Source organism: Pseudomonas sp. A (genome assembly GCF_056270345.1).
In genome coordinates this window covers 5493310-5515956 of record NZ_CM149873.1, presented here as the reverse complement: position 1 = coordinate 5515956, position 22647 = coordinate 5493310, and the positions used below count along the sequence as shown (strand labels likewise).

Annotated in this window: 19 protein-coding genes; 14 read left to right on the top strand and 5 right to left on the bottom strand. The window is 65.7% G+C overall.

Features of this window, described 5'->3' with window-relative positions; all coding sequences use genetic code 11:
- Window positions 1-61: 61 nt before the first annotated feature.
- The 3 genes from AC0MAZ_RS24585 to gap all read right to left on the bottom strand — a co-directional run bounded on the left by AC0MAZ_RS24585 (window position 62) and on the right by gap (window position 2873).
- Window positions 62-1024 (bottom strand): FecR family protein, encoded by a 963-nt coding sequence (locus AC0MAZ_RS24585; RefSeq protein ID WP_475859514.1) that lies wholly within the window; start codon window positions 1022-1024, stop codon window positions 62-64.
- 93 nt (window positions 1025-1117) lie between these two features.
- On the bottom strand, window positions 1118-1630 hold the full coding sequence (locus tag AC0MAZ_RS24580; RefSeq protein ID WP_254464732.1) for an RNA polymerase sigma factor: 513 nt from the start codon (window positions 1628-1630) through the stop codon (window positions 1118-1120).
- Between the two features lie 241 nt (window positions 1631-1871).
- A complete protein-coding gene (gap, locus tag AC0MAZ_RS24575; RefSeq protein WP_475859512.1) occupies window positions 1872-2873 on the bottom strand; it encodes a type I glyceraldehyde-3-phosphate dehydrogenase in 1002 nt (333 codons plus the stop codon).
- A 264-nt stretch (window positions 2874-3137) separates the two neighbouring features.
- Between gap and edd the strand changes: the two genes are divergently transcribed.
- From edd to AC0MAZ_RS24520, 11 genes are all read left to right on the top strand, one after another.
- Complete coding sequence (gene edd / locus AC0MAZ_RS24570) at window positions 3138-4964, top strand: phosphogluconate dehydratase (protein WP_475859511.1); 1827 nt, start codon at window positions 3138-3140, stop codon at window positions 4962-4964.
- Window positions 4961-5917 carry a glucokinase gene (locus AC0MAZ_RS24565; RefSeq protein WP_234561707.1) on the top strand — a complete coding sequence of 319 codons (957 nt, stop codon included), beginning with the start codon at window positions 4961-4963 and terminating at the stop codon, window positions 5915-5917. Before edd ends, AC0MAZ_RS24565 begins: the two co-directional genes overlap by 4 nt.
- A gap of 180 nt (window positions 5918-6097) precedes the next feature.
- On the top strand, window positions 6098-6793 hold the full coding sequence (locus AC0MAZ_RS24560) for a response regulator (protein ID WP_475861495.1): 696 nt from the start codon (window positions 6098-6100) through the stop codon (window positions 6791-6793).
- Window positions 6777-8231 (top strand): ATP-binding protein, encoded by a 1455-nt coding sequence (locus AC0MAZ_RS24555; protein ID WP_232855961.1) that lies wholly within the window; start codon window positions 6777-6779, stop codon window positions 8229-8231. Before AC0MAZ_RS24560 ends, AC0MAZ_RS24555 begins: the two co-directional genes overlap by 17 nt.
- Before the next feature lie 230 nt (window positions 8232-8461).
- The gene (locus tag AC0MAZ_RS24550; protein WP_475859509.1) at window positions 8462-9679 is read left to right on the top strand and encodes a D-mannose isomerase; all 1218 of its coding nucleotides are present in this window, start codon (window positions 8462-8464) and stop codon (window positions 9677-9679) included.
- Window positions 9680-9794: 115 nt separating this feature from the next.
- Window positions 9795-11081 carry an ABC transporter substrate-binding protein gene (locus tag AC0MAZ_RS24545; RefSeq protein WP_475859507.1) on the top strand — a complete coding sequence of 429 codons (1287 nt, stop codon included), beginning with the start codon at window positions 9795-9797 and terminating at the stop codon, window positions 11079-11081.
- A 144-nt stretch (window positions 11082-11225) separates the two neighbouring features.
- Window positions 11226-12134 (top strand): carbohydrate ABC transporter permease, encoded by a 909-nt coding sequence (locus tag AC0MAZ_RS24540; RefSeq protein ID WP_050704143.1) that lies wholly within the window; start codon window positions 11226-11228, stop codon window positions 12132-12134.
- A complete protein-coding gene (locus AC0MAZ_RS24535; protein WP_203650935.1) occupies window positions 12127-12972 on the top strand; it encodes a carbohydrate ABC transporter permease in 846 nt (281 codons plus the stop codon). The genes AC0MAZ_RS24540 and AC0MAZ_RS24535 overlap by 8 nt, the downstream gene beginning before the upstream one ends.
- A 3-nt stretch (window positions 12973-12975) precedes the next feature.
- Window positions 12976-14124: an ABC transporter ATP-binding protein gene (locus AC0MAZ_RS24530; protein ID WP_232855958.1), complete on the top strand. Its 1149-nt coding sequence runs from the start codon at window positions 12976-12978 to the stop codon at window positions 14122-14124.
- Between the two features lie 184 nt (window positions 14125-14308).
- Window positions 14309-15652, top strand: coding sequence for a carbohydrate porin (locus tag AC0MAZ_RS24525; protein WP_203650940.1), 1344 nt, complete (start codon window positions 14309-14311; stop codon window positions 15650-15652).
- Window positions 15653-15770: 118 nt separating this feature from the next.
- The gene (locus AC0MAZ_RS24520; protein WP_203650942.1) at window positions 15771-16625 is read left to right on the top strand and encodes a D-hexose-6-phosphate mutarotase; all 855 of its coding nucleotides are present in this window, start codon (window positions 15771-15773) and stop codon (window positions 16623-16625) included.
- On the opposite strand, the gene hexR is transcribed toward AC0MAZ_RS24520, so the two are convergent.
- On the bottom strand, window positions 16618-17481 hold the full coding sequence (gene hexR / locus AC0MAZ_RS24515; protein WP_172402443.1) for a DNA-binding transcriptional regulator HexR: 864 nt from the start codon (window positions 17479-17481) through the stop codon (window positions 16618-16620). The genes AC0MAZ_RS24520 and hexR overlap by 8 nt on opposite strands.
- A 191-nt stretch (window positions 17482-17672) precedes the next feature.
- Between hexR and zwf the strand changes: the two genes are divergently transcribed.
- The 3 genes from zwf to AC0MAZ_RS24500 are packed head-to-tail and all read left to right on the top strand — an operon-like array spanning window position 17673 to window position 20534.
- A complete protein-coding gene (gene zwf / locus AC0MAZ_RS24510; protein ID WP_186734093.1) occupies window positions 17673-19142 on the top strand; it encodes a glucose-6-phosphate dehydrogenase in 1470 nt (489 codons plus the stop codon).
- Entirely contained in the window at window positions 19129-19842 is a 714-nt protein-coding gene (pgl, locus tag AC0MAZ_RS24505; RefSeq protein ID WP_232855957.1) for a 6-phosphogluconolactonase, read from the top strand. Before zwf ends, pgl begins: the two co-directional genes overlap by 14 nt.
- Before the next feature lie 17 nt (window positions 19843-19859).
- Window positions 19860-20534: a bifunctional 4-hydroxy-2-oxoglutarate aldolase/2-dehydro-3-deoxy-phosphogluconate aldolase gene (locus AC0MAZ_RS24500; RefSeq protein WP_050704151.1), complete on the top strand. Its 675-nt coding sequence runs from the start codon at window positions 19860-19862 to the stop codon at window positions 20532-20534.
- A gap of 283 nt (window positions 20535-20817) precedes the next feature.
- Here AC0MAZ_RS24500 and leuA read toward each other — a convergent pair whose 3' ends face one another.
- Complete coding sequence (gene leuA, locus AC0MAZ_RS24495) at window positions 20818-22491, bottom strand: 2-isopropylmalate synthase (RefSeq protein ID WP_186713889.1); 1674 nt, start codon at window positions 22489-22491, stop codon at window positions 20818-20820.
- Window positions 22492-22647: the final 156 nt, after the last annotated feature.

Sequence of the window (22647 nt, the reverse complement as noted above, 5' to 3'; positions counted from 1 at the left end):
AATCGTATTGGCTATAACGAGACGGGCGAGACAGGGCGATCGCGTAAAAAAACTTACAGGGTCAGTTCAAAATGACTACGGCAGGGTATTCGTGCAGTTGCGCTGAGGTGATGTGGGCGAGGGCGCGCAACGTTTCCAGCGGCTGGTCAAGGCGGTAGTTGCCGGTGACCGCGACCTGCTCCAGGTGGGTGTTGCGGTTGATGATCCACCCCGGGTAGTAGCGGCGGACTTCCGCGAGCACCTGGCTCAGCGGGCAGTTCTCGAACACCAGGCGGCCTTCGATCCAGGCCAGGTCCTTGCTCATGTCGGGGCGCTGGCGCTGGCCGAAGCCCTTGGGACCGACGCTGATACTGTCGCCGGCGCTCAGGCGGATGCGTTGGTCGCTCGCGGCCTGCAGGTCGACATCGCCGCGCTGCACCCGCACCTGGGCCTCGCCATCGAGGTAACGCACGGCGAAGTCGGTGTCGCGCACGCTGGCGCGCAAGGGGCCGGCCTGGACCTCCAGGGGCGGCTGGCTGGTGTTGGACACCTGGAAGTACGCCTCGCCCTGCAGCAGGCGGGCGACTTTGCGGCCTTCGCGCTCGTCGCTGGCGAAGGCCGAATTGGTGTTGAGCAGCACCTTGGCACCCGGGTCCAACTCCAGGCGCTGTCGCTCGCCGACCACGGTCAGGTGGTCGGCCTGCAGGCGCACCGGCAGGTTGCCGAAGGTGAACAGCCCGACCAGCAGCACGGCTGCGGTGGCCAGCGGCTTCCAGTGGCTGCGCAGGCGCCCGGCGAGCGAGCGCTTGCGGCTGTGCTGCAGCTGGCCGGCGGCCTGGCGCAGCGAGGCGCCGTTCCACAGCGCTTCGGCCTCGACATAGGCCTCGGCGTTCTCCGGCTCGACCCCCAGCCAGTGCTCGAAGGCGCGGGTATCGTCTTCGCTGGCGCACTGCAGGCGGATCAACCAGTCCAGCGCCTCCTCGCGGGCACGGGCGCGGGCATCAGGCTCGGCGGGTGACGGGCGAGGTGTGGGGCGGTCGGTCACGGGGGATCCTTGCGAGGGGCTTTTTTTGCGCATGATCAGTGCAGACCCGGTCCATGGCAAGGGCTTTGCGCGGGTCAGCGGCGAGAGGTCGCATCACTGGTGACGATCGGCCACGCCCATGCAGATGGCCATGATCAGTTTCAGCTCCTTCTGCACCGTGCTGGCCGAGACTTTCAGCTGCTCGGCGATTTCCAGGTAGCTGGCGCCGTGCAGGCGGCTGAGGATGAAGATGCGCTGCTGGCGCTCGCTGAGCTGGCCGAGGCTGACGCTCAGGTGCTTGAGCAACTGTTCGGCGTGGGCGGCGTCCTCGCTGCTGGCCGAAGGGGCGGCGACATTGTGCAGGACCTGTTCGGGCACGTCGTCCACCAGCGTGCGCGCCTGCACCCGGCGTGCGCGCAGGTGGTCCAGGGCCAGGTTGCGGGCAGTCTGGAAAACGAAGGGCTCGAGGTGCTCGATCGGCCGCTCGCCCAGGGCGCGGGTGACCCGCAGGTAGGTTTCCTGCAGCAGGTCCTCGGCGGTGCTGGGGTTGCCCACCATGCGCTGCAAGGTGCGCAGCAGGGTGAGGCGCTGGTTGAGGAACACTGAGTTGAACCGGGACTGACTCACGGGGAAACCTGGTCGCTTTTCGGGTTAATGATAATGCTTATCATCCATGCTCGAGGTCAAGCGCGAAAATGTCACGAACAGGTAAATATTGCGGCTAGCGCGGCTCGTGTAGGAGCGGCCTTGTGCCGCGAAAGGGCCGCGAAGCGGCCCCAGGATTTCAGAGTCGATGCAACAAGAGCTGGGGCCGCTTTGCGGCCCTTTCGCGGCACAAGGCCGCTCCTACAGGAGATCGTGCAAAACTTCACCTGGCGTTGAACAACGCCAGGCAGTTGTCCAGCATGCGGTTGGAGAAGCCCCATTCGTTGTCGTACCAGGCCAGCACCTTGAGCATGCGCCCGTTGGCGCGGGTGTGGTTGGCGTCGAAGATCGACGACAGCGGGTTGTGGTTGAAGTCGCACGACACCAGCGGCAGGGCGTTGTAGCCCAGCACGCGCGAGTGGCGGCTGGCCTCGAGGAACAGCTGGTTGACTTCCTCGGCGCTGGCCTCGCGCTTGAGGTTGACCGTGAGGTCGACCAGCGACACGTTGATTACCGGTACCCGCACGGCCATGCCGGTGAGCTTGCCGGCCAGTTCCGGCAGCACCAGGCCCACGGCTTCGGCGGCGCCGGTCTTGCTCGGGATCATCGACTGGGTGGCCGAGCGGGCGCGGTACGGGTCACTGTGGTAGACGTCGGTGAGCACCTGGTCGTTGGTGTAGGCGTGGATGGTGGTCATCAGACCTTGCTCGATGCCGAACTCGCGGTGCAGCACCTGGGCGATCGGCGCCAGGCAGTTGGTGGTACACGAGGCGTTGGAGATGATCTGGTGCGAGGCGCGCAGCACGTCGTGGTTGACCCCGTATACCACAGTGGCGTCGGCGCCCTTGGCCGGCGCGCTGACGATCACCTTGCCGGCACCGGCCGTCAGGTGCGCGGCAGCCTTGGCGCGTTCGGTGAACAGCCCGGTGCATTCGAACACCACGTCGATGGCCAGGGTCTTCCAGGGCAGTTCGGCGGGATTGCGGATGGCGCTGACGGCGATGCGGTCGCCATTGACGGTGAGGCTTTCATGGTCGGCCTCGACAGTGGCGTCGAAGGTGCCGTGGACGCTGTCGTACTTGAGCAGATGGGCGTTCATCGCGCTGTCGCCCAGGTCGTTGATGGCGACGACCTGCAGGTCCTGGCGGTAGCCCTGCGTGTACAGTGCGCGCAGGACGTTGCGTCCGATGCGGCCGAATCCGTTGATGGCGATGCGTAGGGTCATGGCGTTACCTCTGGCAGTCGGGTGAAGCCTGTGGCACAAAGAGCAGCTTCACTGAAACGGTTTTGTTGTTGGAATTACAAGATTATTCACCGAGAGATAGAAAACAAGCCTTTTTGCTGGCAGTATTTTGTTTAAATATACAACGAGTGGTTGGCAGTGCCGTCGCAAACGGACCAGAAGCCTCTATCCAGAGCCTAGGTCGCAATCGTTTGGAGGGACAGTCCCTGGTAAAACCGCCCTTACCGTTAGCCTGGAGTCCAGTACATGCATCCGCGCATCCTTGAGGTCACCGAACGGCTGATCGCCCGCAGCCGCCGTACCCGTGAACGCTACCTTGAGCTGATCCGTGGGGCAGCCAGTGACGGACCCATGCGCGCCAGCCTGCAGTGCGCCAACTTCGCCCATGGCGTGGCCGGATGTGGCGGCGAGGACAAGCAGACCCTGCGCCTGATGAACGCCGCCAACGTGGCCATCGTCTCCGCCTACAACGACATGCTCTCGGCGCACCAGCCGTACCAGCACTTTCCCGAGCAGATCAAGCAGGCCCTGCGCGAAGTCGGCTCGGTCGGCCAGTTCGCCGGCGGCGTGCCGGCCATGTGCGATGGCGTCACCCAGGGCGAGCCGGGCATGGAGTTGGCCATCGCCAGCCGCGAAGTGATCGCCATGTCCACCGCCATCGCCCTGTCGCACAACATGTTCGACGCCGCCCTGATGCTGGGCATCTGCGACAAGATCGTTCCCGGCCTGATGATGGGCGCGTTGCGTTTCGGCCACCTGCCGACCGTCTTCGTGCCGGGCGGGCCGATGGTCTCGGGCATCTCCAACAAGGAGAAGGCCGATGTGCGCCAGCGCTACGCCGAGGGCAAGGCCACCCGCGAGCAACTGCTCGAATCGGAAATGAAGAGCTACCACGGCCCGGGCACCTGCACCTTCTACGGCACCGCCAACACCAACCAGCTGGTGATGGAGGTGATGGGCCTGCACCTGCCGGGCGCCTCGTTCGTCAATCCCTACACGCCGCTGCGCGACGCCCTCACCGCCGAGGCCGCGCGCCAGGTCACGCGGATGACCAAGGCCAGCGGCAACTTCATGCCGATTGGCGAGATCGTTGACGAGAAGGCGCTGGTCAACTCGATCGTCGCCCTGCACGCCACCGGCGGCTCGACCAACCACACCCTGCACATCCCGGCCATCGCCCAGGCCGCCGGCATCCAGCTGACCTGGCAGGACATGGCCGATCTGTCCGAGGTGGTGCCGACGCTGTCCCACGTCTATCCGAACGGCAAAGCCGACATCAACCACTTCCAGGCCTCCGGCGGCATGGCGTTCCTCATTCGCGAGCTGCTCGACGCCGGCCTGCTGCACGAGGACGTCAACACCGTGGCCGGGCATGGCCTGCGCCGCTACACCCAGGAGCCGTTCCTCGAGGATGGCCAACTGGTGTGGCGCGAGGGGCCGAAGGACAGCCTCGACGAAAGCATCCTGCGCCCGGTGGCGCGGCCGTTCTCCGCCGAGGGTGGCCTGCGGGTCATGGAGGGCAACCTGGGGCGCGGCGTGATGAAGGTCTCTGCGGTCGCGCCCGAGCATCGTGTGGTCGAGGCGCCCGCCCGGGTATTCCACGACCAGCAGGCGCTGGCCGATGCGTTCAAGGCCGGCGAACTGGAGCGCGACTTCGTCGCCGTGGTGCGCTTCCAGGGGCCGCGTTGCAACGGCATGCCCGAGTTGCACAAGCTGACACCCTTCCTCGGCGTGCTGCAGGACCGCGGCTTCAAGGTGGCGCTGGTCACCGACGGGCGCATGTCCGGGGCCTCGGGCAAGATCCCGGCGGCCATTCATGTGTGCCCGGAGGCTTTCGACGGCGGCCCGCTGGCGCGAGTGCGCGATGGTGATATCGTGCGCGTCGATGGTGCCGAAGGCACGCTGCAGATCATGGTCTCGGCCGAGGAACTGGCCAGCCGTGAGCTGCCCGAGCCGCCCACGGGCAACGACCTGGGCTGCGGGCGCGAGCTGTTCGGCTTCATGCGCGTGGCGTTCAGTTCCGCCGAACAGGGCGCGAGCGCCTTCACCTCGGCCCTGGAGAACCTCAAATGAAGGCCTTGCTGGTCGGCGACATCGGTGGCACCAACGCACGTTTTGCCTTGTGGCGCGACAACGAGCTGCAGGCGGTCCAGGTGCTGGCCACCGCCGACTACACCAGCCCCGAGCAGGCCATCGAGGCCTACCTCGCCGACCAGGGCATCGCCCGTGGCGGCCTGGCGGCGGTGTGCCTGGCGGTGGCCGGTCCCGTGGACGGCGACGAATTCCGCTTCACCAACAACCACTGGCGCCTGAGCCGCAGCGCGTTCTGCCAGACGCTGCAGGTCGAGCGCCTGTTGCTGATCAACGATTTTTCCGCCATGGCCCTGGGCATGACCCGGCTGCGCGACGGTGAGTTCCGCGAGGTCTGCGCAGGCCTCGCCGACCCGTCGCGTCCGGCGCTGGTGATCGGCCCCGGCACCGGCCTGGGCGTGGGCAGCCTGCTGCGCCTGGGCGAGCACTGGCTGGCGCTGCCGGGGGAGGGCGGGCATGTCGACCTGCCGGTGGGCAATGCCCGCGAGGCGGCGATCCATCAGGAGATTCACCGGCAGATCGGCCATGTCAGCGCCGAGACGGTGCTCAGCGGCGGTGGGCTGGTGCGCTTGTACCAGGCGATCTGCGCGCTCGATGGTGCCACGCCGACGCACAAGACCCCGGCGCAGATCACCGACGCGGCCCTGGCCGGCGAGCCCCGGGCGCTGGCGGTGATCGAGCAGTTCTGCCGCTTCCTCGGGCGGGTGGCGGGCAACAACGTGCTCACCCTGGGCGCACGGGGTGGGGTCTACATTGTCGGCGGGGTGATTCCGCGTTTCGCCGAGTTGTTCCTGGGCAGCGGATTCGCTGCGAGTTTCGCCGACAAGGGCTGTATGAGCGGCTACTTCGCCGGGGTGCCGGTCTGGTTGGTGACGGCGGAGTTTTCCGGGTTGCTGGGGGCCGGGGTGGCCTTGCAACAGGCGTTGGATCATTGATCGCTGGGGCCGCTTCGCGGCCCTTTCGCGGCGCAAGGCCGCTCCTACAGTTGATTGCGTAGCCTTTGTAGGAGCGGCCTTGCGCCGCGAAAGGGCTGCGAAGCAGCCCCACAGCAGACATCAAGATCTGCGTTTACAAGAGGACTGACCATTGTGACCACTGCCGGCAAATCGATCCTGATGGTCGACGACGACCAGGATATCCGCGAACTGTTGCAGACCTACCTGGCCCGTTGCGGCCTGCAGGTCCATGCCGAACCCGACGGCCAGGGCTTTCGCCGCGCCCTGGACGCCAACCCCTACGACCTGGTGATCCTCGACGTGATGCTGCCCGACGAGGACGGCTTCAGCCTGTGCCGTTGGGTCCGCCAGCACCCGCGCCAGGCGCAGGTGCCGATCATCATGCTGACCGCCAGTTCCGACGAGGCCGACCGGGTCATCGGCCTGGAGCTGGGCGCCGACGATTACCTCGGCAAACCCTTCAGTCCGCGTGAACTGCAGGCCCGCATCAAGGCCCTGTTGCGCCGCGCCGACTTCGGCCAGGTGGCGCCGGCCAGCGCGGTGCTGGCCTTCGACGACTGGCGCCTGGACACGGTCAGCCATCGGCTGTTCCACCGCGATGGCGAGGAGGTGATCCTCTCCGGCGCCGACTTCGCCCTGCTCAAGCTGTTCCTCGACCACCCGCAGCAGATCCTCGACCGCGATACCATCGGCAACGCCACCCGTGGTCGCGAGCCGATGCCGCTGGACCGTATCGTCGACATGGCGGTCAGCCGCCTGCGCCAGCGCCTGCGCGACACGGAAAAACCCCCTCGGCTGATCCGCACCGTGCGCGGCAGCGGCTACCTGCTGGCGGCCAATGTCTGCCCGGCCTAGCGAGCGCCGCTGGCGCCTGCTGCCGCGCTCGCTGCTGGGGCGCATGCTGCTGCTGACCTTGTTGGTGGTGTTGCTGGCCCAGGGGCTGTCGAGCCTGATCTGGGTGGCGCAACTGCGCGCCAGCCAGCTGCAGGGCCTGCGTGCCAGTGCCGGCAGCCTGGCCCATTCGATGAGTGCCAGCGTCAGCTACTTCCGTTCGCTGCCGGTGGCCTACCGGCCGATGGTCCTTGACCAGTTGCGTAGCATGGGCGGAACGCGCTTCTTCGTCTCGCTCAACGTCAAGCCGCTGGAGATGCCGGTGCTGCCGATCACCCCGCGCAAGCAGGCGGTAATCGACGTGTTCCAGCAGGTGTTGCACGAGCGCCTGGGCCAGCAGCTGGAGATCTCAGTCGAATTCGTCAGCCCCGATGACCTGCGGATCTTCAACAGCGGCCTGAAACTCGATGAGCTGCCCCGCTCCTGGGCGCACTACTCGTTGACCCTGGAGCCACTCAACCCACCGGTGTTGGTGACCCAGATCCGCCTGGGCGAGGGTGAGTGGCTGTATATCGCCTCGCTGCTGCCCGAGCCCTACACCAGCCTCGAGGCCGAGCGTCTGCCTCGCCAGCAGATCGGCTTTATCGCCATGACCACCGCCCTGCTGTTGCTGTTCATCGGCCTGTTGGTGCACTGGCAGAGCCGGCCGCTCAAGCGCCTGGCGCGGGCGGCGCGGGAAATGTCGCTGGGCGCCGACGTGGCCCCGGTGGCCGAGGGCGGCGGCAGTGAAGTGGTCGAGGTGGGGCGGGCGTTCAACAGCATGCGCGAGCGGATCAGCCGTTACCTCACCGAGCGCTCCCAGTTGTTCAGCGCCATTTCCCATGACCTGCGTACGCCGATCACGCGCCTGCGCCTGCGGGTCGAGCTGCTCGAGGACGAGAAGCTGCAAGCGAAGTTCAGCCGCGACCTCGACGAGCTGGAGCTGCTGGTCAAGGGCGCGCTGCAGTGCGTGAAGGACACCGACATTCACGAGAACATCGAGCCGATCGACCTCAACCAGGTGCTGGAGATGCTCGCCGAACCTTATATCGGCGACGGCCGCATCACCCTCGAAGGACAGGCGCTGGCGCCGTACCCTGGCAAGTCACTGGCCCTGCGCCGCTGCATCGGCAACCTGATCGACAATGCCATCAAGTACGGCGAGCGGGCGCACCTGCGGATCCTCGACAGTGCCGAGAGCTTCGTCCTGCAGGTGGACGACCAGGGCCCGGGGGTGCCGGAGCAGCGCCTGGAGCAGGTGTTCGAGCCGCACTTCCGCCTGGCCGGGCAGCAGCAGGGGTATGGGCTGGGGCTGGGAATCGCGCGCAACATCGCCCACAGCCATGGCGGCGAGGTGAGTCTGTTCAACCTGCGTGAGGGTGGGTTGCGGGTGACTTTGTACCTACCCCGTACAGCCGAATGACACGATCCCCTGTAGGAGCGGCCTTGTGCCGCGAAAGGGCCGCAAAGCGGCCCCAGGATCTCGGCGCAAATACTGAAATTGCTGGGGCTGCTTCGCAACCCTTTCGCGGCACAAGGCCGCTCCTACAGGGGACTGATGTCACTACATGGTGACAATTCGGCAGGCCTTCGTGACATGCCAGCCAGGACGGCTGACTAGAATCGGCTGACAACAACAAGGAGGGTGCACCCATGGCCAACCGCTGGATCGACTCCCCGACACACCATGCCTGGCTCGACGCCGAGGCCCTGCGCCTGCTCGCCTTCGCCAGGGCTTCGCGGCTGCCCCAGGGTTTCGGCAACCTCGACGACGAAGGCCGGCTGCCCCGTTGTGCCCTGGCCGAGACCATGAACACCGCGCGCATGACCCACAGCTTCGCCCTGGCGCATATCCAGGGCGTTCCGGGTTGCCGCGAGCTGGTCGAGCATGGCGTCGAGGCCCTGCTAGGCCCGCTGCGCGACCAGGAGCACGATGGCTGGTACGCCCAGCCCGAAGGCCACGGCGACACCGGCAAGGCCGCCTACCTGCATGCCTTCGTCGCCCTTGCCGCCAGTTCGGCGGTGGTGGCGGGTGTCACACCGGCCCAGGCACTGCTGGAGGCCGTGGTCCGGGTCATCGAGCAGCGCTTCTGGTGCGAGGAGGAGGGCGTCCTGCGCGAGTCGTTCTCCCGTGACTGGCAGCAGGCAGAAGCCTACCGTGGCGCCAACAGCAACATGCACGGCGTCGAGGCGTTTCTCGCCCTGGCCGACGTGACCGGCGACACGCTGTGGCTGCACCGCGCCCTGCGAATGGTCGAGCGCTTGATCCTTGGCCAGGTTGCCGCCGACGGTTTGCGGGTCACCGAGCATTTCGACGAGCACTGGCAGGCATTGCCCGACTACAACCGCGACAACCCCGCCGACGGCTTCCGCCCCTACGGCACCACGCCCGGTCATGCCTTCGAATGGGCACGCCTGATACTGCACCTGGAAGCGGCCCTGCAACGGGCGCAACTGCCCGCGCCGGAGTCCTTGCTGCCTGCCGCCAGGGGACTGTTCGACAGCGCCTGCAAGCATGCCTGGCAGGCCGATGGCGCACCGGGGCTGGTCTACACCCTGGACTGGCGCAACCGCCCGGTGGTGCGCGAGCGCCTGCACTGGGTGCATGCCGAGGCCAGCGCCGCCGCCGCGGCCCTGTTGCGGCGTACCGGCGAAGCGCAATACGAACACTGGTACCGCTGCTTCTGGGACTTCATCGCCAGCCACTTCATCGACCGCGGCCATGGCAGCTGGCACCACGAGCTGGACCCGGCGCTGCTGCCCAGTGCGCGCATCTGGGGCGGCAAGCCCGACCTCTACCACGCCTACCAGGCCCTGCTGCTGCCGCGCCTGCCGTTGGCGCCGAGCCTGGCCACGGCCCTGGCCATGTAACCAGATGATGACATTCGCGCATCCGTTCGTTACCTGAAGGCTGGCGCGGGCTCCTTACACTCCATGCCATGCAAGCGACAGTCTTGCCTCGCATAACAACAAGAAAGGTATTCCCATGCATTCGACGCTTCGTCTCGCCGCCGCGATCTCCTTCGCCTCCCTGTTCTCCCTCAGTGCCCAGGCCGCCGACTCCAAAGGCAGCGTGGAAGTCGTCCATTGGTGGACCTCCGGCGGCGAAAAGGCCGCGGTCGATGTGCTCAAGGCCCAGGTCGAGAAGGACGGTTTCATCTGGAAGGACGGCGCCGTGGCCGGCGGTGGTGGCGCCACCGCCATGACCGTGCTCAAGAGCCGCGCCGTGGCCGGTAACCCACCTGGAGTCGCGCAGATCAAAGGGCCGGATATCCAGGATTGGGCCGCCACCGGCCTGCTCGATCCCGATGTGCTCAAGGACGTGGCCAAGGAAGAGAAGTGGGACAGTCTGCTCGACAAGAAGGTCGCCGACACCGTGAAGTACGACGGCGACTACGTGGCCGTGCCGGTGAACATCCACCGCATCAACTGGTTGTGGATCAACCCGGAAGTGTTCAAGAAGGCCGGCATCGACAAGGCGCCGACCACCCTCGCGGAGTTCTACGCCGCCGGCGATAAGCTCAAGGCTGCCGGTTTCATCCCGCTGGCCCACGGTGGCCAGCCGTGGCAGGACAGCACCGTGTTCGAGAGCGTGGTGCTCTCGGTAATGGGCGTAGAAGGCTACAAGAAAGCGCTGGTCGAACTGGACGAAAAGGCCCTGACCGGCCCCGAGATGGTCAAGGCGCTCACCGAGCTGAAGAAAGTCGCCACCTACATGGACCCTGACGGCAAGGGCCAGGACTGGAACCTGGAGGCGGCCAAGGTCATCAACGGCAAGGCCGGCATGCAGATCATGGGCGACTGGGCCAAGAGCGAATGGACCCTGGCCAAGAAGACCGCCGGCAAGGACTACCAGTGCGTGGCCTTCCCCGGCACCGACCAGGCCTTCCTCTACAACATCGACTCGCTGGTGGTGTTCAAGCAGAAGGACAAGGGCACGGCGGCGGGCCAGCAGGACATCGCCCGCAAGGTGCTGGGCGAAGATTTCCAGAAGGTCTTCAGCATCAACAAGGGCTCGATCCCGGTGCGTAACGACATGCTCGCCGACATGGGCAAGCATGGCTTCGACAGCTGCGCCCAGACCGCGGCCAAGGACTTCCTGGCCGACGCCAAGTCCGGCGGCCTGCAACCGAGCATGGCGCACAACATGGCCACCACGCTGGCGGTGCAGGGGGCGTTCTTCGATGTGGTGACCAACTACATCAACGATCCGAAGGCCGATCCTGCGGATGCGGCGAAGAAGCTCTACTCGGCAGTCAAAGCCGCCCAATAGCCAACGCCGAGGCTGGCGAGATCCCTGTGGGAGCGGGTTTACCCGCGAACACCGGCATAGCCGGTGCCAGGCACCGCAGTGTCTGCTTCGCGGGTAAACCCGCTCCCACAGGTGATGTGCTGACCCTTTTCCAGGTGTGCAATCATGACCACAGCAACCGCCCGCCTGCGGGCCTCCCCCCTGGATGCGCTGCAGCGCTGGCTACCGAAGCTGGTGCTGGCGCCGAGCATGTTCATCGTCCTGGTGGGCTTCTATGGCTACATCCTGTGGACCTTCGTCCTCTCGTTCACCACCTCGACCTTCCTGCCCACCTATAAGTGGGCGGGCCTGGCGCAGTACGCCCGGCTGTTCGACAACGACCGCTGGTGGGTAGCGAGCAAGAACCTGCTGCTGTTCGGCGGCCTGTTCATCGGCATCACCCTGGCCATCGGCGTGTTCCTCGCCGTGTTGCTTGACCAGCGCATCCGCCGCGAAGGATTCATCCGCACCATTTATCTCTACCCCATGGCCCTGTCGATGATCGTTACCGGTACCGCCTGGAAGTGGCTGCTCAACCCTGGCATGGGCCTGGACAAGCTGCTGCGCGACTGGGGCTGGGAAGGCTTTCGCCTGGACTGGCTGATCGACCCCGACCGCGTGGTCTACTGCCTGGTGATCGCCGCCGTGTGGCAGGCCTCGGGCTTCATCATGGCGATGTTCCTCGCCGGCCTGCGCGGTGTCGACCAGTCGATCATCCGCGCCGCCCAGCTCGATGGCGCCAGCCTGCCGCGCATCTACTGGACCGTGGTGCTGCCCAGCCTGCGCCCGGTGTTCTTCAGCTCGCTGATGATCCTTTCGCACATTGCCATCAAGAGCTTCGACCTGGTGGCGGCGATGACCGCCGGCGGCCCTGGCTACTCCTCGGACCTGCCAGCCATGTTCATGTACTCGTTCACCTTCAGCCGCGGGCAGATGGGCATGGGCTCGGCCAGCGCGATCCTGATGCTCGGCGCCATCCTGGCGATCCTGGTGCCGTACCTGTATTCCGAATTGCGGGGCAAACGCCATGACTAGCCTGACCGACAAACCCGCACTGAACCTCAGCCGTATCGCCATTCATGCCGTGCTGCTGCTGGCCGTGCTGCTGTACCTGGTGCCGCTGGTGGTGATGCTGCTGACCAGCTTCAAGACCCCCGAGGACATCGGCAGCGGCAACCTGCTGAGCTGGCCGACCGAATTCACCGCCATCGGCTGGAGCAAGGCCTGGGCCACGGTCAGCGGCTACTTCGTCAACTCGATCCTGATCACCGTGCCGGCGGTGCTGATCTCCACCGCCATCGGCGCGCTCAACGGCTATGTGCTGTCGATGTGGCGCTTCCGTGGCTCGCAGCTGTTCTTCGGCCTGCTGCTGTTCGGCTGCTTCCTGCCGTTCCAGACCGTGCTGCTGCCGGCCTCGTTCACCCTCGGCAAGCTGGGCCTGGCCAGCACCACCAGCGGGCTGGTGCTGGTGCACGTGGTGTACGGCCTGGCCTTCACCACGCTGTTCTTCCGCAACTATTACGTGAGCATTCCCGAGGCGCTGGTCAAGGCGGCGCGCCTGGACGGCGCCGGGTTCTTCACCATCTTCGGGCGGATCATCCTGCCGATGTCGACGCCGATCATCATGGTCTGCCTGATCTGGCAGTTCACCCAGATCTGGAACGACTTCCTGTTCGGCGTGGTGTTCTCCAGCGGCGACTCGCAACCGATCACCGTGGCCCTCAACAACCTGGTCAACACCAGCACCGGGGCCAAGGAATACAACGTCGACATGGCCGCGGCGATGATCGCCGGGCTGCCGACGCTGCTGGTCTATGTGGTCGCGGGCAAGTATTTCGTGCGCGGGCTGACTGCCGGCGCGGTCAAGGGGTAAGTCATGGCAACACTCGAACTTCGCAATGTGCACAAGACCTACGGCGTGGGCCTGCCGGACACGCTCAAGGACATCCAGCTGGCGATCAAGGACGGCGAGTTCCTGATCCTGGTCGGCCCCTCGGGCTGCGGCAAGTCGACGCTGATGAACTGCATCGCCGGCCTGGAAAGCATCAGCGGCGGGGCGATCCTCATCGACGACGAGGACGTCAGCGGCATGAGCCCCAAGGACCGCGACATCGCCATGGTGTTCCAGTCCTACGCGCTGTACCCGACCATGAACGTGCGCGACAACATCGCCTTCGGCCTGAAGATCCGCAAGATGCCCCAGGCCGCCATCGACGAGGAGGTGGCGCGGGTCGCCAAGTTGCTGCAGATCGAGCACCTGCTCGAGCGCAAGCCCGGGCAGCTGTCCGGCGGCCAGCAACAGCGCGTGGCCATGGGCCGGGCGCTGGCGCGCCGGCCGAAGATCTACCTGTTCGACGAGCCGCTGTCGAACCTCGACGCCAAGCTGCGGGTGGAGATGCGCACCGAGATCAAGCTGATGCACCAGCGCCTGAAGACCACCACGGTGTACGTCACCCACGACCAGATCGAGGCGATGACGCTCGGTGACAAGGTGGCGGTGATGAAGGACGGCATCATCCAGCAGTTCGGCACGCCACAGCAGATCTACAACGACCCGGCCAACCTGTTCGTCGCCAGTTTCATCGGTTCGCCGCCGATGAACTTCATCCCGGTGCGCCTGACCCGGCAGGACGGCCGCGTGCTGGCCCTGCTTGACAGCGGCCAGGCGCGCTGCGAGCTGCCGCTGGGCGTGGCGGCGGACGAACTGGAAGGCCGCGAGATCATCCTCGGCGTGCGCCCGGAGCAGATCACCCTGGGGGCGGAGCAGGGCAATGGCCTGCCGGGCATCCGCGCCGAAGTGCAGGTCACCGAGCCCACCGGGCCGGACCTGCTGGTGTTCGTCACCCTCAACCAGACCAAGGTCTGCTGCCGCCTGGCGCCGGATGTGGCGTGCCGGGTCGGCGACAGCCTCAACCTGCAGTTCGACCCGGCGCGGGTGCTGCTGTTCGACGCCAGCAGCGGCGAACGCCTGGACCTATCTGCCACCGCAGTAAAGGACAACGTGACGCGTTTCAAAGGCCGTTAAGGACGGCGGTCATACCCTGTAGGAGCGGCCTTGCGCCGCGAAAGGGCTGCACAGCAGCCCCAGCAATGCTGAAGGATGCCAAGACCTGGGGCTGCTTCGCAGCCCTTTCGCGGCACAAGGCCGCTCCTACAGACGAACGCCGTTAAACCGTTCTGTTAATAACAAGAAAAGAGGACGCAAAGGGATGGAACATCGCAATCGCATCAGGACGCTGGGTTCACTGGCACTGCTGGCCGTGGTCGGCAGCAGCGGGGCCCAGGCCGCCGAGGCTTTCTCGTCGGAATCGAAATGGATGACCGGCGACTGGGGCGGCACCCGCACCGAGTTGCTGGAGAAGGGCTACGACTTCACCCTCGACTACGTCGGCGAGGTGGCCGGCAACCTTAACGGCGGTTACAACGACGACAAGACCGCGCGCTACAGCGACCAGTTCGCCCTCGGCGCGCACCTGGACCTGGAGAAGATCTTCGGCTGGAAGGACACCGAGTTCAAACTGGCGATCACCGAGCGTAGCGGCCGCAACCTGTCCAACGACCGCATCAGCGACCCGCGCGCCGGGCAGTTCAGCTCGGTGCAGGAAGTCTGGGGCCGGGGCCAGACCTGGCGCCTGACCCAGATGTGGATCAAGCAGAAGTACTTCGACGGCGCATTGGACGTGAAATTCGGCCGCTTCGGCGAGGGCGAGGACTTCAACAGCTTCCCTTGCGACTTCCAGAACCTGGCCTTCTGTGGCTCGCAGGTGGGCAACTGGGTCGGCGGCATCTGGTACAACTGGCCGGTCAGCCAGTGGGCGCTGCGGGTCAAGTACAACATCACCCCGGAATTCTTCGTCCAGGTCGGCGCCTACGAGCAGAACCCGTCGAACCTGGAGACCGGCAACGGCTTCAAGCTCAGCGGCAGCGGCACCAAGGGCGCGATCCTGCCGGTCGAGGCGGTGTGGTCGCCGAAGGTCAACGGCCTGCCGGGCGAGTACCGCCTGGGCTACTACTACAGCACCGCCAAGGCCGACGATGTGTATGACGACATCAACGGCAACCCGCAGGCGCTGACCGGCGCGGCGTTCAAGTCGCACTCCAGCAAGCACGGCTGGTGGGTGGTGGCGCAGCAGCAGGTCACCGCCCATGCCGGCGACGTCAATCGCGGCCTGAGCCTGTTCGCCAACTTCACCGTGCATGACAAGGCCACCAACGTTGTCGACAACTACCAGCAGGTCGGTCTGGTCTACAAGGGCGCCTTCGACGCTCGGCCCAAGGACGACATCGGCTTCGGCATCGCCCGCATCCACGTCAACGACGACGTGAAGAAGCGCGCCGAGCTGCTCAATGCCCAGAGCGGTATCAATGACTACGACAACCCGGGCTTCAAGCCGCTGCAGCGCACCGAGTACAACGCCGAGCTCTACTACGGCTTCCACGTCACCAACTGGCTGACCGTGCGCCCGAACCTGCAGTACATCAAGAGCCCGGGCGGTGTCGACCAGGTGGATAACGCGCTGGTCGCGGGGTTGAAGATTCAGTCGTCATTCTGAGAAAAATTGTTGTAAATTTACGCCATCCATCTCGACCTCCCGCTAACCACTGGCCAGCAGTGGTTAGCGGGCACGGGCCGAGACAGCGCTATCTCGAACAACAAAAGAGCTTGGAACCATGCCTGAACATCCGCTACATCGCTTCTTCACTTCGCAACGGCCCAGGCCAACCTTCGAGTGGGAGCGTTACCAGCAGCGCGATGTGCTGATCATCGACCACCCGTGCTGCCAGGCGGTGTTCAGCCGCCAGGGCGCGCAACTGCTGCATTTCCAGCCGGCCGGCGAGAAGCCCTGGCTGTGGTGCGCCGAGCAGTGGCCGCAGGTGGGCGCCATCCGCGGTGGCGTGCCGGTGTGTTGGCCGTGGTATGGCCGTCATCCCAGCGAGGACCTGTGGCCGGCCCACGGCTGGGCGCGCCTGCTTGACTGGAAGCTGGTGGACAGTCGTGAGGACGAGCAAGGCGTGACCCTGAAGTGGCGCCTTGACCTGTGCGACTGGCAGGTCGACCTGCACGCCCGGCTCGGCGCGAGCATGGAGCTGAGCCTGAGTACCGAGCACCAGGACAGCGAGCCCTGCCAGTTGAGCCATGCGCTGCTGGCCTACTGGCGAATCAGCGACGTGTCGAAGATAGCGCTGTCCGGACTCGAGGATATCCAAGGCTACGATCGCCTCAATCGCCAGGCCTGCCGCGAGGATGGCGCGCTGACCCTCAAGGGTGGCTGCCAGAAGGTCTACCCCGGTACACCCAAGGTGCAGTTGCAGGATCCGGCCTGGCAGCGCGAGCTGTGCATCGACACCGGCGACAGCGACGACACCGTGGTCTGGCACCCAGGCAATCGCCCGTTGATGGGCGTGACCGGGCGCGAATGCCAGGGCTTTGTCTGTGTCGAGGCGGCCAGCGGCAGTGGCGAGGGCTTGAGCCTGGCGCCGGGCGAGCGGGCGCACCTGCGGCTGCAGGCGCACCGGCTCAGTTGAGGTCGTCGTCCTCGATCGGGTAGCGACTGGCGTTGAGGCTTTCCTTGATCTTGCGCAGGTGCGGCTGGAAGTCCACGCCGCGGCGCAGGGTCATGCCGGTGGCGAGCACGTCGAGCACGGTGAGCTGGATGATCCGCGAGGTCATCGGCATGTAGATGTCGGTGTCTTCCGGCAGCGGAATGTGCAGGCTCAGGCTGCAAGCCTGGGCCAGGGGCGAGCCGGCGGCGGTCAGGCCGAGCACCGAGGCGCCGTTTTCCCGGGCCAGGCGCGCCACCTCGACCAGTTCGCGGGTACGCCCGGTGTAGGAAATGATCACGAACAGATCGCCGGTGTGGGCCACCGAGGCCAGCATGCGCTGCATCAGCACATCGGCGTGGGCCGACACGGCAAGGTTGAAGCGGAAGAACTTGTGCTGGGCGTCGAGGGCCACGGGGGCCGAGGCGCCAAGGCCGAAGAAGTGGATCTGCCGGGCCTGGATCATCATGTCCACGGCGCGGCTGACCTGCTGCGGGTCGAGCGCCTGGCAGGCGCTGTCCAGCGAGGCGATGGCGCTGCCGAAGATCTTCTGGGTGTAGGCGGCCGGATCATCGTCGGCCTCCACCGCGCGGCTGACATAGGCGGCGCCGCTGGCCAGGCTTTGCGCCAGCTGCAGCTTGAGCTCGGGGTAGCCGCTGACGCCGAACGAGCGGCAGAAGCGGTTGACCGTCGGTTCGCTGACCTTGGCCGCCTGGGCCAGGGCGGCGATGCTGAAGCGGGTGGCCTGTTGCGGGTTGAGCAGGATGACTTCGGCGACTTTGCGTTCGGCCTTGTTCAGCTCGTCGAGGCGGCCCTGGATCTGTTCCAGGAGGTTACGCACGCGGTCCATGGTGTGTCCTTGGGTCGGGAAGCAGGCTTTTTGCGCTGGCGTGTATCGTACTGTCGGTAAGATTGTCACACCACTTGTCTGTAATGGCTGTATTCGATGTTGTGGTTTTTACTACATTAACCCTTGAAAAGCAGGGTTGAAACCGGTATTCCTAGTCCAACATTTATAAAAGAACCAACATCATGGCTGCGATCAGTGTCGAACCCTGCACCTTCGCCCTCTTTGGCGCCCTCGGCGACCTGGCGTTGCGCAAGCTGTTTCCCGCGCTCTACCAGCTCGACCGCGCCGACCTCCTGCACCCGGACACCCGCCTGCTGGCCCTGGCCCGCGAGCCGGGCAGCGTGCAGGAACACCTGAACAACATCGAAGCCCATCTGCGTCGGCATGTGCCGGAGGCGGAGATCGATGCCGCTTCCCTGGGGCGCTTCCTCGGGCGCCTGAGCTACCTGCACCTGGACTTCGTCGAGCCCGAGGGCTACCAGGCCCTGGCCGAACAGGCGCCGAGCGGGCAGCCGCTGATCGCCTACTTCGCCACGGCGGCGGCAGTCTACGGCGCGATCTGCGAGAACCTCGACAAGGCCGGCCTGGCCTCGCGCACCCGGGTGGTGCTGGAAAAGCCCATCGGCCATGACCTGGAGTCGTCGCGTCGGGTCAACGACGCCGTGGCGCGGTTCTTCCCCGAGAGCCGGGTCTACCGCATCGACCACTACCTGGGCAAGGAAACGGTGCAGAACCTGATCGCCCTGCGCTTTGCCAACAGCCTGTTCGAAACCCAGTGGAACCAGAATTCCATCTCCCATGTGGAGATCACCGTGGCCGAGAAGGTCGGCATCGAGGGCCGCTGGGGCTACTTCGACAAGGCCGGCCAGCTGCGCGACATGATCCAGAACCACCTGTTGCAGCTGCTCTGCCTGATCGCCATGGACCCGCCCAGCGACCTGTCGGCCGACAGCATCCGCGACGAGAAGGTCAAGGTGCTCAAGGCACTGGCACCGATCACCGGCGAAGGCCTGAGCACCCATGTGGTGCGCGGCCAGTACATCGCTGGTTTCAGCGACGGCAAGCCGGTGCCGGGCTACCTGGAAGAGGACAACGCCAACGCCCAGAGCGACACCGAGACCTTCGTCGCCCTGCGCGCCGATATCCGCAACTGGCGCTGGTCGGGCGTGCCGTTCTACCTGCGCACCGGCAAGCGCATGCCGCAGAAGCTGTCGCAGATCGTCATCCACTTCAAGGAAACCCCGCACTACATCTTCGCCCCGGAACAGCGTTTGCAGATCGGCAACAAGCTGATCATCCGCCTGCAACCGGACGAAGGCATTTCGCTGCGGGTGATGACCAAGGAGCAGGGCCTGGACAAGGGCATGCAGCTGCGCAGCGGCCCGCTGCAGCTGAACTTCTCCGACACCTGGCGCAGCGCGCGGATTCCCGACGCCTACGAGCGTCTGCTGCTGGAAGTGATGCGCGGCAACCAGAACCTGTTCGTGCGCAAGGACGAGATCGAATACGCCTGGAAATGGTGCGATCAGCTGATCGCCGGCTGGAAGACCAGCGGCGACGCGCCCAAGCCCTATGCGGCCGGTTCCTGGGGGCCGATGAGCTCGATTGCATTGATCACTCGCGATGGGAGGGCCTGGTATGGCGATATCTGAACTGCAACTGCCGGCGACGGTGAGGGCGCATCAGCTGGCTGATGCGAAAACCCTGGCGGCGACCCTGGCCCATGATGTGGCCGAGCGCCTGCGCCAGGCCATCGCCAGCAAGGGCCAGGCCTGCGTGGTGCTGTCCGGCGGCCGCAGCCCGGTGCCGTTTCTCGAGAAACTGGCGGCAGAGGTGCTGGACTGGTCGAAAGTCACCGTGAGCCTGGCGGACGAGCGCTGGGTGCCGGTGGCGCACGACGACAGCAACGCCGGCCTGCTGGCTCGTCACCTGTTCAAGGGCCCGGCGGCCAAGGCGCGTTTCATCGGCCTGTACCAGAGTGCCGCGACCCTGGAAGCCGCCGCCGAGCAGGCCGACCAGGTGCTCGCCGACCTGCCGCCGATCGATGTGCTGGTGCTGGGCATGGGCGACGACGGCCACACGGCCTCGCTGTTCCCGGCCAGCCCCAACCTGCGCCAGGGCCTGGCCAAGGTCGGCGAGCGTCGCTGCCTGCCGATGCTGGCGCCGAGCGTGCCGCACCAACGCCTGAGCATGACCCGCGCGCTGCTGGCCAGCGCCGGCTTCATCGCCCTGTCCGTGCAAGGCGCGGGCAAGCTCGCCACCCTGTGTGCCGCCCTGGCGGCGGAAGACCCAACCGAAATGCCGATTCGCGCCTTTCTTCACGACCCCCTGGACATCTACTGGTGCCCATGAGCCAAGGACCCATTGTCATGACCACCCTCGAACGCCCACAGCCTTTGCTCTCGATGGCCGACAAAGCCGCGCGGATCGACGCGATCTGCGACAAGGCGCGCATCCTGCCGGTGATCACCATCGCCCGTGAGGAAGACATCCTGCCCCTGGCCGACGCCCTGGCCGCCGGCGGCATCCGCACCCTGGAAGTGACCCTGCGCTCGCAGCACGGCCTGAAGGCCATCCAGGTACTGCGCGAGCAGCGTCCGGAACTGTGCGTCGGCGCCGGTACCGTGCTCGACCGTGGCATGTTCGCCGCCGTCGAGGCCGCGGGCGCGCAGTTCGTCGTCACCCCGGGCATCACCCAGGACATTCTCGAGGCGGGCGTGGACAGCGACATTCCGCTGCTGCCGGGCATCAGCACGCCGTCGGAGATCATGATGGGCTATGCCCTCGGCTACCGTCGCTTCAAGCTGTTCCCGGCGGAGATCAGTGGTGGCGTGGCGGCGATCAAGGCCTTTGCCGGCCCGTTCGGCGACATTCGCTTCTGCCCGACCGGCGGGGTGAACCCGGCCAACGTGCGCAACTACATGGCCCTGCCCAATGTGATGTGCGTGGGCGGCACCTGGATGCTCGACAGCAGCTGGATCAAGAACGGCGACTGGGCGCGGATCGAGGCGTGCAGCGCCGAGGCGATGGCGCTGCTGGACTGACAGATTTCGTTGTGTGCTACACGGCTTGTGGGGCGCTTGGTCGGCGCCCCTTTTTTTCGCCTGCAGTTGCGCCTTGCAGGGTGGCCGATCGCCCTGTAGGAGCGGCCTTGTGCCGCGAAAGGGGCGCGCAGCGGCCCTGGTTTCAGTGTTCATGCAAAGATCGCTGGGGCCGCGTTGCGGCCCTTTCGCGGCACAAGGCCGCTCCTACATGGGCGGACGCAGGCCAAAGCAACAGGCATGAAAAAGCCCGCATCATGTGCGGGCTTCGTTCATCGGCGATGGCTTACGCCGCCTTCGCCTGCTGTTGGCTCAGCGACCGGTTCAGCGCGCTGAACAGTGCCTTGAAGCTGGCGGTGGTGATGTTCTCATCGATGCCCACGCCGTGCACCGGACGCCCGCCGGCCACGCGCAGTTCGATGTACGCCGCCGCCTTGGCGTTGGTGCCGGCACCAATGGCGTGTTCGTTGTAGTCCATGATCTCCACGCTGACCGGCAGGCCGGCGACCAGCGCTTCCAGGGCGCCGTTGCCCTTGCCGTGCCAGTGCAGGGTGGTCTCGCCTTCACCGGAGACTTCCACCTGCACGTGACTGCTGCCGTTCTCTTCCTGCAGGCGGTGGCTGACCAGTGCATACGGTGCGTTGGCCTGGAGGTATTCCTTCTGCAGCAGCTTGTAGATCTGCTCGGCGGTCATTTCCAGGCCGAGACGGTCGGTCTCGCCCTGTACCACCTGGCTGAACTCGATCTGCATGCGGCGCGGCAGGCTGATGCCGTACTCCTGCTCGAGCAGGTAGGTGATGCCGCCCTTGCCCGACTGGCTGTTGACGCGGATCACCGCCTCGTAGCTGCGGCCGATGTCGGCCGGGTCGATCGGCAGGTACGGCACTTCCCACAGTTCGCCGTCCTGCTGCTTGGCGAAGCCCTTGCGGATGGCGTCCTGGTGCGAGCCGGAGAACGCGGTGTGGACCAGGTCGCCGACGTACGGGTGGCGCGGGTGTACCGGCAGCTGGTTGCACTCTTCGACGACCTTGCGCACGCCGTCGATGTCGGAGAAGTCCAGTTGCGGGTCGATGCCCTGGGTGTAGAGGTTCAGCGCCAGGGTCACCAGGTCGACGTTGCCGGTGCGCTCGCCGTTGCCGAACAGGCAGCCTTCGGCGCGGTCTGCGCCGGCCATCAGGCCCAGCTCGGTGGCGGCGATGCCGGTGCCACGGTCATTGTGGGTGTGCAGGCTGATGATCACGCTGTCGCGACGGTTGATGTTGCGGCAGAACCATTCGATCTGGTCGGCGTAGACGTTCGGCGTGGCGACTTCGACGGTGGCCGGCAGGTTGAGGATGATCTTGTGCTCGGGGGTCGGGTTCCACACCTCGATCACCGCGTCGCACACTTCCTTGGCGAACTCCAGTTCGGTGGCGCTGAAGGTTTCCGGCGAGTACTGGAAGGTCCACTGGGTATTCGGCTGCTGCGCGGCGTACTTGACGAACAGCTTGGCGGCGTTGACCGCGATGTCCTTCACGCCCTGCTTGTCCTGGTTGAAGACGATGCGGCGGAACGACGGGCAGGTGGCGTTGTACAGGTGCACGATGGCCTTCTTGGCCCCGCGCAGGGATTCGAAGGTACGGGCGATCAGGTCTTCACGGGCCTGGGTCAGCACCTGGATGGTGGTGTCGTCCGGGATGTGGCCGTCTTCGATCAGGGTGCGCACGAAGTCGAAGTCGGTCTGCGAGGCCGACGGGAACGAGGCTTCGATTTCCTTCACGCCCACCTGCACCAGGGTCTTCCAGAACCGCAGCTTCTTCTCCGAGTCCATCGGCTCGATCAGCGACTGGTTGCCATCACGCAGGTCGGAGCTGCACCAGATCGGCGCCTGGGTGATGGTCTTCGACGGCCAGGTACGGTCGGGCAGGTCGATGGTCGGGAACGCGCGGTACTTCTTCGATGGGTCTTTGAGCATGGTCATGGAAGCAATCCTTTTTATGTGCGGCCGTGATCGGGCCTGCCAAACGAAAACGAGAGAAAAAGGCGAGGCGACGCGATTCACCCTGGTAGTCGGGCGCTGACCAGGCAGAGGCTGCGATGTTGTCGGAGCAGGGTGCTGAAGATGTTCATAGGCTCA

Bases quoted from the DNA above. Each gene is read 5' to 3' on its own strand.
- gap (WP_475859512.1), bottom strand. From the start codon at position 2,873: ATGACCCTACGCATCGCCATCAACGGATTCGGCCGCATCGGACGCAAC.
- edd (WP_475859511.1), top strand. From the start codon at position 3,138: ATGCATCCGCGCATCCTTGAGGTCACCGAACGGCTGATCGCCCGCAGC.
- AC0MAZ_RS24565 (WP_234561707.1), top strand. From the start codon at position 4,961: ATGAAGGCCTTGCTGGTCGGCGACATCGGTGGCACCAACGCACGTTTT.
- AC0MAZ_RS24560 (WP_475861495.1), top strand. From the start codon at position 6,098: ATGGTCGACGACGACCAGGATATCCGCGAACTGTTGCAGACCTACCTG.
- AC0MAZ_RS24555 (WP_232855961.1), top strand. From the start codon at position 6,777: ATGTCTGCCCGGCCTAGCGAGCGCCGCTGGCGCCTGCTGCCGCGCTCG.
- AC0MAZ_RS24550 (WP_475859509.1), top strand. From the start codon at position 8,462: ATGGCCAACCGCTGGATCGACTCCCCGACACACCATGCCTGGCTCGAC.
- AC0MAZ_RS24545 (WP_475859507.1), top strand. From the start codon at position 9,795: ATGCATTCGACGCTTCGTCTCGCCGCCGCGATCTCCTTCGCCTCCCTG.
- AC0MAZ_RS24540 (WP_050704143.1), top strand. From the start codon at position 11,226: ATGACCACAGCAACCGCCCGCCTGCGGGCCTCCCCCCTGGATGCGCTG.
- AC0MAZ_RS24535 (WP_203650935.1), top strand. From the start codon at position 12,127: ATGACTAGCCTGACCGACAAACCCGCACTGAACCTCAGCCGTATCGCC.
- AC0MAZ_RS24530 (WP_232855958.1), top strand. From the start codon at position 12,976: ATGGCAACACTCGAACTTCGCAATGTGCACAAGACCTACGGCGTGGGC.
- AC0MAZ_RS24525 (WP_203650940.1), top strand. From the start codon at position 14,309: ATGGAACATCGCAATCGCATCAGGACGCTGGGTTCACTGGCACTGCTG.
- AC0MAZ_RS24520 (WP_203650942.1), top strand. From the start codon at position 15,771: ATGCCTGAACATCCGCTACATCGCTTCTTCACTTCGCAACGGCCCAGG.
- zwf (WP_186734093.1), top strand. From the start codon at position 17,673: ATGGCTGCGATCAGTGTCGAACCCTGCACCTTCGCCCTCTTTGGCGCC.
- pgl (WP_232855957.1), top strand. From the start codon at position 19,129: ATGGCGATATCTGAACTGCAACTGCCGGCGACGGTGAGGGCGCATCAG.
- AC0MAZ_RS24500 (WP_050704151.1), top strand. From the start codon at position 19,860: ATGACCACCCTCGAACGCCCACAGCCTTTGCTCTCGATGGCCGACAAA.
- leuA (WP_186713889.1), bottom strand. From the start codon at position 22,491: ATGACCATGCTCAAAGACCCATCGAAGAAGTACCGCGCGTTCCCGACC.